Source organism: Pseudomonas sp. GW821-FHT09A09 (assembly GCF_059418405.1).
The window spans coordinates 57,157-69,402 of the sequence record NZ_JBWKPU010000010.1 but is presented as its reverse complement, the minus strand read 5'-3'; the positions used below and the strand labels follow the sequence as shown (position 1 = coordinate 69,402).

Annotated in this window: 10 protein-coding genes; 7 read left to right on the top strand and 3 right to left on the bottom strand. The window is 61.0% G+C overall.

Translation table 11 applies throughout. From position 1 onward, the window contains the following. Positions 1-29 precede the first annotated feature (29 nt). Positions 30-1,673, top strand: a complete 1,644-nt coding sequence (gene pgm, locus AC07OV_RS11010) for a phosphoglucomutase (alpha-D-glucose-1,6-bisphosphate-dependent) (protein WP_494996993.1) — start codon at positions 30-32, stop codon at positions 1,671-1,673. Between the two features lie 79 nt (positions 1,674-1,752). Here the strand turns inward: pgm and AC07OV_RS11005 are convergent, their stop codons facing one another. After that, on the bottom strand, positions 1,753-2,448 hold the full coding sequence (locus AC07OV_RS11005; RefSeq protein WP_495092229.1) for a pirin family protein: 696 nt from the start codon (positions 2,446-2,448) through the stop codon (positions 1,753-1,755). 219 nt (positions 2,449-2,667) lie between these two features. Here AC07OV_RS11005 and AC07OV_RS11000 point away from each other — a divergent pair, with 219 nt between their 5' ends. Continuing rightward, positions 2,668-5,118, top strand: coding sequence for a UvrD-helicase domain-containing protein (locus tag AC07OV_RS11000; RefSeq protein ID WP_495092228.1), 2,451 nt, complete (start codon positions 2,668-2,670; stop codon positions 5,116-5,118). A gap of 137 nt (positions 5,119-5,255) precedes the next feature. Here the strand turns inward: AC07OV_RS11000 and AC07OV_RS10995 are convergent, their stop codons facing one another. Beyond that, positions 5,256-5,528, bottom strand: coding sequence for a DUF1652 domain-containing protein (locus AC07OV_RS10995; protein WP_495092227.1), 273 nt, complete (start codon positions 5,526-5,528; stop codon positions 5,256-5,258). Between the two features lie 257 nt (positions 5,529-5,785). On the opposite strand from AC07OV_RS10995, the gene AC07OV_RS10990 reads away from it, so the two are divergent. Genes AC07OV_RS10990 through AC07OV_RS10975 form a run of 4 tightly spaced genes read left to right on the top strand, consistent with a single transcriptional unit; the run spans position 5,786 to position 9,558 of the window. Continuing rightward, positions 5,786-6,595, top strand: a complete 810-nt coding sequence (locus AC07OV_RS10990; RefSeq protein ID WP_495092226.1) for a helix-turn-helix transcriptional regulator — start codon at positions 5,786-5,788, stop codon at positions 6,593-6,595. Between the two features lie 48 nt (positions 6,596-6,643). Then, positions 6,644-8,050 carry an NAD(P)/FAD-dependent oxidoreductase gene (locus AC07OV_RS10985; protein WP_495092225.1) on the top strand — a complete coding sequence of 469 codons (1,407 nt, stop codon included), beginning with the start codon at positions 6,644-6,646 and terminating at the stop codon, positions 8,048-8,050. Between the two features lie 26 nt (positions 8,051-8,076). Continuing rightward, complete coding sequence (locus AC07OV_RS10980) at positions 8,077-8,418, top strand: cupin domain-containing protein (protein WP_176998327.1); 342 nt, start codon at positions 8,077-8,079, stop codon at positions 8,416-8,418. Between the two features lie 60 nt (positions 8,419-8,478). Beyond that, the gene (locus AC07OV_RS10975) at positions 8,479-9,558 is read left to right on the top strand and encodes a polyamine ABC transporter substrate-binding protein (RefSeq protein ID WP_494996999.1); all 1,080 of its coding nucleotides are present in this window, start codon (positions 8,479-8,481) and stop codon (positions 9,556-9,558) included. Positions 9,559-9,892: 334 nt separating this feature from the next. On the opposite strand, the gene AC07OV_RS10970 is transcribed toward AC07OV_RS10975, so the two are convergent. Beyond that, positions 9,893-10,678: a helix-turn-helix transcriptional regulator gene (locus AC07OV_RS10970; protein ID WP_495092224.1), complete on the bottom strand. Its 786-nt coding sequence runs from the start codon at positions 10,676-10,678 to the stop codon at positions 9,893-9,895. A gap of 200 nt (positions 10,679-10,878) precedes the next feature. On the opposite strand from AC07OV_RS10970, the gene AC07OV_RS10965 reads away from it, so the two are divergent. After that, positions 10,879-12,243 carry an APC family permease gene (locus AC07OV_RS10965; protein ID WP_495092223.1) on the top strand — a complete coding sequence of 455 codons (1,365 nt, stop codon included), beginning with the start codon at positions 10,879-10,881 and terminating at the stop codon, positions 12,241-12,243. Positions 12,244-12,246 lie beyond the last annotated feature (3 nt).

The following is a 12,246-nucleotide window of genomic DNA, read 5'->3' as shown; positions in this document are numbered from 1 at the left end:
TTCCGAATCCTTCTTCTTGAGGTTTATGCATGACAATCAGTCCTTTTGCGGGCAAGCCGGCGCCAGCCCAGTTGCTGGTGGATATCCCGCGACTGGTCACGGCCTATTACACGGGCCAGCCTGATGCAGCGATCTCCACCCAGCGCGTGGCCTTTGGCACGTCCGGGCACCGTGGCAGCTCGTTCGAGCTGAGCTTCAATGAATGGCATGTGCTCGCTATCAGCCAGGCCATCTGCCTGTACCGCGAAGCCCAAGGCATCAACGGCCCGCTGTTTGTCGGCCTGGACACCCACGCGCTGTCCACGCCTGCCGGTGCCAGCGCCCTGGAAGTGCTGGCTGCCAACGGTGTGCACGTGATGTTGGCCGAAGGCGATGAGTACACGCCGACTCCGGCCATTTCCCACGCCATCATTTGCTACAACCGTGGCCGCACCACCGGCCTGGCGGACGGCATCGTTATCACGCCGTCGCATAACCCGCCACAAAGTGGCGGCTACAAGTACAACCCGCCCAATGGCGGCCCGGCCGATACCCACGTCACCAAGTGGATCGAAGCCAAGGCCAACGAGTTGCTGGCCAACAAGCTCGCCGGGGTCAAGCGCATCACCCACGCGCAGGCGCTCAAGGCCGACACCACCCATCGTCACGACTACCTCAACAGCTATGTCGCCGACCTGGTCAACGTGATCGACATGGACGCCATCCGCAGTGCCGACCTGCGCCTGGGTGTAGACCCACTGGGCGGAGCAGGGGTGCGCTACTGGTCCGCGATTGCTGAGCACTACCGCTTGAACCTGGACGTGGTGAACACTGAAGTTGACTCGACGTTCCGCTTCATGAGCGTCGACTGGGATGGCCAGATCCGTATGGACCCGTCCTCCAGCTACGCCATGCAGGGCTTGATCGGCCTGAAGGAACGCTTTGACGTGGCCTTCGCCTGCGACCCGGACCACGACCGCCATGGCATCGTGACCCCGTCCGGTGGCCTGTTGGCGCCGAACAACTACCTGGCCGTGTCCATCGACTACCTGTTCCAGAACCGCCCTGACTGGCGCACTGACGCCGCCGTGGGCAAGACGGTGGTCAGCAGCGGCCTGATCGACCGCGTGGCCGCACGCATTGGTCGTCGCCTGTACGAAGTGCCGGTGGGTTTCAAATGGTTTGCCGACGGCCTGTTTGAAGGCTCGCTGGGCTTTGGCGGTGAAGAAAGCGCCGGCGCTTCGTTCCTGCGCAAGGACGGCAGCGTCTGGAGCACCGACAAGGATGGCCTGATTCCTGCGCTGTTGGCGGCGGAAATGACTTCGCGCAAAGGGCAGGACCCGAGCCAGATCTACCGTGGCCTGACCGACGCCCTGGGTGAGCCGTTCGCCATTCGTGTGGATGCCAAGGCAACACCGGCGCAGAAGGCCCTGCTGGGCAAGCTGTCGCCAGAGCAGGTCACCTCCACGCAATTGGCCGGGGAAAGCATCCAGCAGATCCTCAGCCACGCGCCGGGCAACAACCAGGCGATCGGCGGCTTGAAAGTGATGACCGAAAACGGCTGGTTTGCCGCAAGGCCATCGGGCACCGAGGACATCTACAAGATCTATGCCGAGAGCTTTATTGGCGAAGACCACCTCAAGCAACTGGTGGAAGAGGCGCAGGTGTTGGTAGATGGGGCCATCAGCCAATAAATAATCCTGTGTAGGAGCCGGCTTGCTGGCGATGGCGGTCGCAAGATCGCTATCGCCGGCAAGCCGGCTCCTACAGGTTTCAGGCGAGATCGACCAACACGATTTCGCTGTCCTCAATCGCCGTCACCCGCAATACGCGCTCATCCTCTGCTGCAACCCCATCTCGAGCTTGTGCGCGTAAGCCATTGATTTCAATCACGCCCGTTGCCGGCACCAGATACGCACGACGCCCTGCGTCCAGCGCATACTCGGCACTTTCCCCAGCCTTCAAGTTGGCCGCTACCAGCCGTGCATCGGCCCGAATGCGCAGGCTTTCGCTGTCCCCGGATTTTCCGCTGGCCAATGTTACAAAGCCCTCGCGATCACCCTTTGGAAACGGCTTGGCGCCCCAGGAAGGCGGCAGGCCGGCTTCATTCGGGATGATCCAGATCTGAAAAATCTCTGTCGGCGTGGTCTCCAGGTTGTATTCGCTGTGGGCAATGCCGGTGCCGGCGCTCATCACCTGCACGTCGCCGGCCTCGGTGCGGCCTGTGTTGCCCAGGTTGTCCGCATGGCTAATCGCGCCTTTACGCACATAGGTGATGATTTCCATGTCGCGGTGCGGATGCTGCGGGAAGCCGGTGCCAGGAGCAATGATGTCGTCGTTCCACACTCGCAGGTTGCCCCAGTGCATACGCTTGGGGTCATGGTATTCGGCGAACGAAAAATGGTGATGGGCGTCAAGCCAGCCATGGTGGGCGCCGCCCAGGGAGTTGAAAGGTCGCAGTTCAAGCATGATCGTCTCCAGTTGATGGCATCTATGATCCAACAGCCCTAGATCGATAAAAAGCGTAAAAACTTCCGTGTTCCTATCAGTTCTCTCGATTGGTTGCTGGCGTTTTGACTTTCACTTCATCGCCTAACCTCATGACAGCAAAGCAATTGGCTGGAACTGCGCGCAGTTTCCGGCGACCATGGCGCACTCTTCAAAACCAAGCTCATCGCAGGAGTCCGCGTGCCGCAACAACAGCCTGATCTGCCCCCTGAACTGCGCCCTCTGGCCGAAATGCCCCTGTTCAAGCGGCTGGCCGCGCGCCTGTTTGGCCATGGCCTGACGCGCTTGAGGGCGCAGCACCGCTTTTCGTGGCTGCACGGGCAGGCCGATGGGTTCCGCAGTGGGCACGAAGCCGGTGTGGAATATGGTTACCGCGAAGGCAAGGCCGACGGCATCGAGGAAGGGCGCCAAGTCCTGCTGATCCGTGACTTTCGCCCCGAGGAGCACCGTGCCCCCGGCGTTGACGACAGCCTGTTCGATGACTGGCGCCTACCGCTGACCGCCGAGATCAAGAAGCGTATCAAGGCTGACGTGGCGCGCCTGCTGCCGGCCCATGCCCAGCCCAGTGCCGCGCAGTGGAAGATGATCTTCAGCGACACGCCCTCAACGTCCGTGATTGCCGGCGCAGGTGCCGGCAAGTCCACCTCGCTGGTGCTGCGCATCCTGTTGCTGACCCACTACCTGGGGTTTGAGCTGAGCTCGATGACCGTGGTGACCTTCACCCGTGAGTCACGCAAGGACTTCATCAACAAGCTCATGGAAATTCTCAGCCTGTGGGGCCAACCCCTTGGCATGAAAGAAGCCCAAGCCGTGGTGCGTACCTTTCACTCGCGGATCCTGCCCATGGTGCGCAGCCTGCCGGGCTTTGAGCGGTTGCAGGCCTTTGAAACCCTCAGCGCCGGTTTCGAGGACGCCGACAGCAACCCGTTCGACCTGCGCATCAGCGATGCCCAGCGCCAACAGATGAACGCCTGTTATCACCGGCTGCATGGTCAGCATGCCCGCTTTCGCGAGCTGATTGCGCCGCTGGCGCGCCATGGCCTGCAGCTTAAGGAGCTGGAGCGCGACCACCCGGACGTGCAAAAGCGCATGGCGGTGACCGAACTGGCCGCCAAGCGTGATGAAGAACTCTGCGATGTGATCGAAGACCTGTGGTTCAGGGCCGGCGCCTGGCCGATCAAAGGCATTGAACCCAGCCGCCAGACCGTCGAAATCAATGGCGCGCAGTTCCACTGCCACGGCTATATCCCTGAGCTGGACGCCTGGGTGGTGCTGGGCTTCGATTCCCGCGAAAACGCCCAGATCAGCCGCCCCAACTCGAAACTGTCGGTGCGTGCAGAGTGGGCGGTCAAGCGCACTTTATTTCAAGCTTTCTGCCGTAAGCCTTTGATATGGTTGGATAGTTATGAGTCTTCAAAGCGGCTGTTAAGCAGCCTGGCCGGTGACGCCACGGCAGGGCCTGGCTTCGATTACAAGGTCAAGGGCGAGCTGGCCTCGGCGCCGCTGCTGGACAGTTTTGTGATGGCGGCCGGCTTTATCGAGAACCTCGGCCTGGACGTGCCCAGCGCTGTCGGCCAGATGAGCTTTGCCAAGGATGACCCCGACCGATTCTTCTTCGAGGCCCTGAGCATTTTCTGGAAAGCCCTGGAAGACCACTTGCTCGACCAGTCGCCGCCGATCATGACGTATAACCGCATGTTTTCGCTGTTTGGTGAAAACACCCCGGAAAACCTCAAGCTGCTCAGCGACCCGCTATTACGGCCGATGTCCCACTTGATGATTGACGAGTTCCAGGACGTGTCCCCGCAGATCGTCTCGTGGATTCGCGCCAGCCTGCGGGAAATCCGCAGCCGTGGCCCGGCCATGCACGTAGGCCGCGGGGCGCAACGCTCTTCGTTGCTGTGTGTGGGGGACGACTGGCAGTCGATCTACGGCTGGCGTGGCAGTTCGCCCAAGTACTTCATGGAGTTCAACAAGGAATTCCCGTCGCCAAGCACCACCCGCGTGATGCTGAGCGAGAACTACCGCAGCCACCAGCACATCATCGACGCTGCCGAGCATATCGTGCGGGCTGCGCCGGCGATCCCCGGCAAAAAAGCCAAGGCCAGTGGCGAACCCAGGGCATTGGTGCCGGTCGCCGTGCTGGAGCGGGATGATGCCGCGTTGGGGCGGCGGTTGCTCGCGCACTATGAACGGGGCGATTCAGTGTTAATGCTCTATCGAAAAAGCAGCGATAAGTTATTGATAGAGGAGCATATTCAGTCTGTGGTTAATGTGGATTCTAGCTTGCCGGTCGGGTCCCGCCGGCTCAAGCAACTGACCTATCACAGCGCCAAGGGCTTGCAGGCGGACGCGGTGTTCCTGTTGGGCGATTGCCAGCACGTCACCAGCTCGCCGTACAAGAACCAGGTCTACCGCATGGCAGGCCTGGGCAAGGACGGTGACAGCGAACCCTACGACAATGCGCAAAAAGACGAAGTGCTGCGCCTGGCCTACGTCGGCATTACCCGGGCGGTGAGCCACTGCTATTGGTATGTAGAAAAGCCGGAAGGCCAGGGCTTGAATGTGCCCCGTGCATCGGAGCGGGTCGACGGCAAAAAAGCCTTCTTCGACGATCAACGCAGCCAGTAAACCGAACGCAATCCACCTGTGGGAGCGGGCTTGCCCGCGAAGGCGGTCGATCAGTCACCGAATGCATCTACCGACACGCCGCCTTCGCGAGCAAGCCCGCTCCCACATATAGAAATTAGTCATCCGATAAGTCTTAGTCACGCCCGCAGAGACTGCGGCGGTACAAACGACTCCAGCTCATCCTCCACCGCCTCGATGATGCGCTCCACATCGGCGGCATTCATCACGGTGGCACAGGGAATGCCGGCGATGGCGATCAGCGTCTCGCCACTGGCGCGGTCGAACAAACGCGCAACCATACTGCCGGGGGCGTCCATGCTCCCCTCGAAGCCCATCGGATGAAAATGCCAGCGCATCAACTGGCAGGCGTTGGGGAACGTCACTTTGTTCATGTTGCCCACCTTGTTCATTGAGCGCTTCCTTTAGCTCGCGGCAGGGGGCCATGACCTTCACTGGTCGTGGCGTCGAAGACCCTCAAAGTAGCATTCGTTCGCAACACTGCGGTGACTTTTTTTGCCCCGTTCGGCGGTTCTTTCCCATGATTTTGACGTGGGTCATGTCCTACCCAAAACTAGGCAAAAGGCCATTAGTCAGAAGTGCCAAATGGCCATTGAAGGCCCCGGTAAAATTCGGCAATCTCCAGGGTTTACCCGCCGCAGAGCTATCCATGCCCGACATCGCACGAGACGATGCTTGCCAGAACACCCAAGCCACCGGCGACCTGGTGTTGCGCCACAGCCTGTGCTGGCGCCATCGCGACCTGGATGGGGTGATGTCCTACTACCATCCGGACATCCAGTACCACGATTTTTTCCAGAATCGCGTAGTGGGTTACGCCGAGTTGCGCGAGTACCTGCAAGCCAGCATGCCCCGTGGCGCGGATGAGGCGATCGAGCACACCGACCGTATCCGTGCCGACGGCGATACCGCGTTTATCCAGTACCGCATCACCTTGCGCGGCGGCCAAGGGTTGGTGTCGTTCCGCACCAGCGAAGCCATCACCGTGCGCGACGGGCTGATCTGGCGGGTCAATGAATACGCGTCCCTGGTGCATGAGCAACCCACACAAGCGATGCGCCCCACGGTCAGCCGCCTGGGCCTGTCGCCCCAGCAATTGGGGCACATGGCCAACGACCTGCAGCATTATTTCCAACAACAGCAACCTTACCTGGACCCGGAGCTGGACCTGCAACGGGTGGCGAAGGAGTGTGGCTACAGCCGCAATCAGATTTCCTACCTGCTGAACCAGGTGCTGGGGCAAAGCTTCTACCGCTACGTCAACCAGGCCCGGCTCCAGCATTTGCTCGCCGCCCTGGATAAGGCCGCGCCGCCGATCAAGATCGATGACCTGGCGTTTGCAGCCGGTTTCAATTCGTTGTCGGCGTTCTACAGCGCGTTTCGCCAGCACACGGGCCAGTCGCCCAAGGCCTACGTCAAACAAATTTCTTTGCGTGCACGCGCGCAAGACAGCCCCTGACACCGCGCTCTAGCATCCCCCTATCGAAACGAGGTAGGGGAGCTTGGCATGCCGGCATGGCGCAATATCAGTTTATGGATGGACCAGTTGGACGACCCGCTGGTGGCGCGGCCGTCCCTTGAGCATGACCTGGACGTCAACGTGGCCATTATCGGAGCCGGCTACACCGGGCTGTGGACCGCCTATTACCTGAAGCGTCAGGCCCCCGAACTGAAGATTGCGATCATCGAGGCACAGACTGCCGGATTCGGCGCGTCCGGGCGCAACGGCGGCTGGCTGATGGGCAACCTGCTGGGTGAGGATCGTCTGCTGGCCGGTCTTTCCCCGCAACAGCGCCGCGCCTCGTTTGACCTGCTGCACGGCATTCCCGATGAAGTCGCCCAAGTGCTGGCCCGCGAAGGCATCGAGTGTGATTACCGCAAAGGCGGCGCCCTGTACTGCGCCGCACGCTACCCGGAACAGGAAGGCAGCCTGCGGCGTTACCTGGACAAGCTCCACGCCCAAGGCCTCACCGAAGACGATTATCGCTGGCTCAGCCCGCAACAATTGGCCGAACAGATCCGCATCGCCAAGCCCTATGGCGGTATCTATGCACCCCATGTCGCGACCATCCACCCGGCCAAGCTGGTGCGCGGCCTGGCGCGCGCGGTGGAGCGCCTGGGTGTGACGATCTACGAAAACAGCCCGGTGACCCACTGGCAGTCCGGCAGCCTGCGCACCGCCAAGGCGGGTGTGCGCGCCGCGTGGGTGGTGCCGGCGGTCGAGGGGTACGCCAATACATTGCCGCCATTGGGGCGTTATCAGTTGCCGGTGCAAAGCCTGATCGTCGCCACCGAACCGCTGCCCGCCAGCACCTGGGATGAAATCGGCTTGAGCCATGGCCAGGCGTTCGGCGAGAGCAGTCGTCAGGTCACTTACGGCCAGCGTTCGGCCGACAACCGCCTGGTGTTTGGTGCCCGTGGCGGCTACCAGTTCGCCGGCAAGTTGCGCCATAACTTCGATCTGACCGACAGCGAAGTGGAGCTGCGTCGCTACCTGTTCGGCGAACTGTTCCCACAGCTCAAAAAGGTGCGGATTACCCACTCGTGGGGCGGCAACCTGGGCATGTCGCGCAATTTCCGACCGCACATGCTGTGCGACCACAAGACCGGCATCGCAGTGTCTGGGGGTTATGGCGGGGAGGGCGTCGGCGCGACCAACCTGGGTGGGCGCACCCTGGCCGACCTGATCCTCGGCCTGGACACGCCGCTGACCCATCAGCCGTGGGTCATCCGCGAGCGTGGCCTGGAGGCGCTCAAGGCCTGGGAGCCCGAGCCGTGCCGCTGGCTGGGTTACAACGCGATCATTCGCAGTTTTGTCCATGAAGACCAGGTGTTGGCCAACCCCAACACCGCCCCGTGGCGCCGCAAGCTGGCGACCGGCGTGGCCGGGTTCATGGAAGGGTTCATGCATTAAGTTGTTTCACTCACACGGAAAAACCCATGAGCATCACTCAATTCAAAGACACGCTGAACGCCCACTTGCCCGACTCGTCACCGGTGGCCGTGCCCTTGGGCGAGCCTATCGCCGTGGCCTCGACCTTGAGCGTTGAGCGCAGCGACGGCGTCGAAACCGGCATCTGGGAATGCACCCCGGGCGTCTGGCGTCGGCAGATCAAATCCCAGGAGTTTTGCCACTTTATCCAGGGCCGCTGCACCTTCACCCCTGACAACGGTGAAATTGTTCACATAGAAGCCGGCGACGCACTGATGTTGCCGGCCAACAGCACCGGGATCTGGGACATCCAGGAAACCGTGCGCAAGACCTACGTATTGATCCTGTAACGCTTTGATCCTTGATCGCCTGCCATAAAAACAGCCCTAAAACCGCCAGGAAATCGAACCATGAAAGCCATTGCCCTGTTGCCCTTGATGTTGGTGGCCTCTATCAGCCAGGCCGCCGAGACGGTGAAGATCTACAACTGGTCGGACTACATCGCGCCGGACACCACGAAGAACTTCCAGAAAGAAACCGGTATCGCCTTTACCTACGACGTGTACGACAGCAACGAAACCCTCGACGGCAAGTTGATGACCGGTAAATCCGGGTATGACGTGGTGTTTCCGTCCAACCACTTCATGGCCCGGCAGATCCAGGGCGGCGCGCTGAAAAAGCTCGACAAGAGCCAGTTGCCCAACTGGAAGAACCTCAACCCGGTGTTGCTCAAGGCCCTGGAAAACAACGACCCGGGCAATGCCCACGGTTTCCCCTACCTGTGGGGCAGCACCGGCATCGGCTACAACATCGACAAGGTCAAGGCAGTACTGGGCGACAACGCGCCGGTGGATTCCTGGGACCTGATCTTCAAGCCCGAGAACATGGCCAAATTGCAGAAGTGCGGCGTGGCGATCCTCGACAACGGCCCGGAGCTGCTGCCAGCCGCGCTGAACTACCTGGGCTTGCCGCACCACAGCAAGAAGGCCGAGGACTACAAGAAAGCCGAAGACCTGCTGATGAAAGTGCGGCCTTACGTGGCGTACTTCCACTCCTCGAAGTACACCGCTGACCTGGCCAATGGCGACATCTGTGTGGCTGTGGGCTTCTCCGGCGACATCCTGCAGGCTGAAAGCCGCGCCAAGGAAGCCAAGAACGGCGTGAACATCGGCTACAACATTCCCAAGGAAGGCGCCGCGATCTGGTTCGACATGGTCGCCATGCCCGCCGACGCCCCCGACGAAAAAGCCGGCTACGCGTTCATGAACTACCTGCTGCGCCCGGAAGTCATGGCCAGCATCACCAACTACGTGCACTACGCCAACGGCAACGCCGCCGCCGACAGCCTGGTAGACCCGGCCATCAAGGCCGACACCAAGGTGTACCCGAGCCCGGACATGATGGGCAAGCTGTTCGCGCTGGAAGCCATGCCGCTGAACATCGACCGGATCCGTACACGGGTGTGGAACACCATCCGTACCGGCCGCTGAGGTCTAATCGTTCCCGCACCTTGCATGGAAACAATGGGGCGACACAAATCCCGTAGGAGCCCGGCTTGCCGGCGATAGCGTCCACAAGATCGCCATCGCCGGCAAGCCGGACTCCTACAGGTGGTGGGGTATCAGACGCTATCCAGCCCATCCCCCACGATTGAACAAACAGCGAATCAGCTACCCATGGAAACGACCTGGCCACACACAAATCCCGTAGGAGCCCGGCTTGCCGGCGATAGCGCCCGCAAGATCGCCATCGCCGGCAAGCCTGGCTCCTACAGGTGGTGGACCAATCGTTCCCACGGTCCGCGTGGTAACGAGATGTGGTCGCCTACGGGTTTTCCAGGTCATGCCCCAACGACTGGATAAACAACGAAAACAACTCCGGCTGTGACGAAATATCCAGCTTCGCGTACAAATGCCGACGGTGCACTTTCACCGTATCCGGCGAGATATTCAGGCGTTCGGCCATGGCCTTGGACGAAAACCCGCGCAGCACCAGCCGTGCCACTTCCAGTTCGCGCTCCGACAACACGCCACAGCCGAAATGACTCAATGCATCGCGGATCTGGCTGTCCATCGCCGCAGGGCGTTGGGTGCTTTGCTGCCAATGCTGCTGCATCAACGGCAATACCCAATTCGCCACCGTGGTCATCAGCCCGGTCTCTTCCGCGCTGAAGCGCCGCTGCATGCCCAATGACAATGACAAGGTGCCCGCACCCGGCAGTTGCAGGATGAACTGCACCTCGTCTTCCAGCACGTTGTCGTGGAAATAATTGAGGAAGTACTCGCTCTGGCGGAAGTGGTCCGGTGCGACTTCCTCCAGGCGGTACACGCCGCTGGCATAGCCCTCGCGACAGGCCTGGAAAAACGGGTCGAGCAAATACAGGCCGTTGAGGTACACCAGCATCGACGCCGGTTTGCTGCTCGGTTGCGCGTCGTATTCCTCCAGCGCCTGGGGCGGGCCGTCGACCGGGTAGAAAATCGCCAGGGCGTTATCGAACGGCAGGCAGTGGTGCAGCAACAGCACCAGCTGTTTCCAGAACCGCTCGGTGCCGATGTGCGCGACGGTGCGCCCCAGCCCGGCATGCAAGCCGACTTCTTGAAACAGGCTCATGTGACAGGCTCCCGCCAACCCAAAGATCGGCCAAGGGTTCGGCTTTTGCCGGGTGGCGTCAAGGGGAGTACGCCAATAGGGGAATTGGCTGACATGAACACCCTGTTTAAGGTTGCCATCATTCAGCGGGAAACATATCCCGCGACATTCAGACGTTTCGTTTCTGCCTCACACCAAAAACAACGACAGAGGATAACGATATGAGCACTTCCCCCACGCCCGACGGCGTGCTGAAACCCACCTTGAGTGTCTTCGACGTGGTCGCCATCACCGTCTCGGCGGTGACCCCGGCCAGTTCCGTATTCGTAATCGCGCCCTTTGCCATCCAGCAGGCCGGTAGCGGTGTGTTCCTGGCCTTTGTGATGGCCGCCGTGCTCGCGCTGATGTTTGCCTTTTGCTACGCCGAGCTGGGCCGCGCCCATAACAGCGCGGGCGGTGAATACGTGTACGCCAAGCGCGTGTTTGGCGGCATGGCCGGGTATGCGACGTTTTTGACGGTGTTGGTGATGCTGTTGTTTATCCCGCCGGTGTTGGCCACCGGCGCGGCGACTTATCTGAATAACGCCCTGGGTACGACGTTCGATTCACAAACCGTCGCCCTGGTCATCGTGGTGTGCAGTTACGCCCTGGGCATCCTCAATATCAAGCTCAACGCCTGGATCACCGGCACCTGCCTGTTGCTCGAAGTCGCTGCGCTGCTGGTGATCGTGTTTCTCGGTTTCGGCAACCCGGTGCAGCCGGCCAGCGTGTTGTTCCAGCCACAGATCGTCGAAAACGGCGTGCTGCACCTCGCGCCCTGGGCCTTGGTCATCGGCGCCGTGGGCATCGGCCTGTTCTCGTTCAATGGCTACGGCCCGGCCGTGCTGCTGGCCGAAGACATGAAATGTGGCGGCAAAGGCGTGCACAAAGCCGTGTTGTGGTCGTTGGGGCTGGTGGTGGTGATTGAACTGGTGCCGATCACCGCGCTGCTGATCGGCGCGCCGTCCCTGAGTGCGATGATCAGCAGCCCCGACCCCATCGGCTACCTGCTCACCAGCCACGGCAACGAAACCCTGTCACGCCTGGTCAGCGCCGGGATCTTCCTGTCGGTGTTCAACGCAATTGTCGCCATCGTCATCCAGATCGGCCGCGTGGTGTTCAGCAGTGGCCGCGATGCGCTGTGGACACCAGGCATTAACAAGCTGTTTACCCGTATTCACCCGCGCTGGGATTCACCGTGGTTGGCTACGCTGTTCCTGGCGATCCCCTCGGCACTGTTGAGTTTCAGCTCCAACCTGGCGGACCTCACCTCGTTCAGCGTATTGCTGATCATGCTGGTGTACCTGGTGGTGGCGTTGAGCGCCTTGATGAGTCGGGTATTGCTGCGCGATCGCGAGCATCCCTATCGCATGCCGCTGTGGCCGGTTCCCGCGTTGCTGGCGGTGCTGGGCGCAGGCTACCTGCTGGTGACCCTGGTGGCGGCGGCGTCGGTACGCGACATCATGATTATCATCGGCTTGCTGGCCCTGTCGGTGATTCTGTATTGCATCAGTGGCCGGTTGAGTCCGGCGTTCCAGAAATTGTAAGGA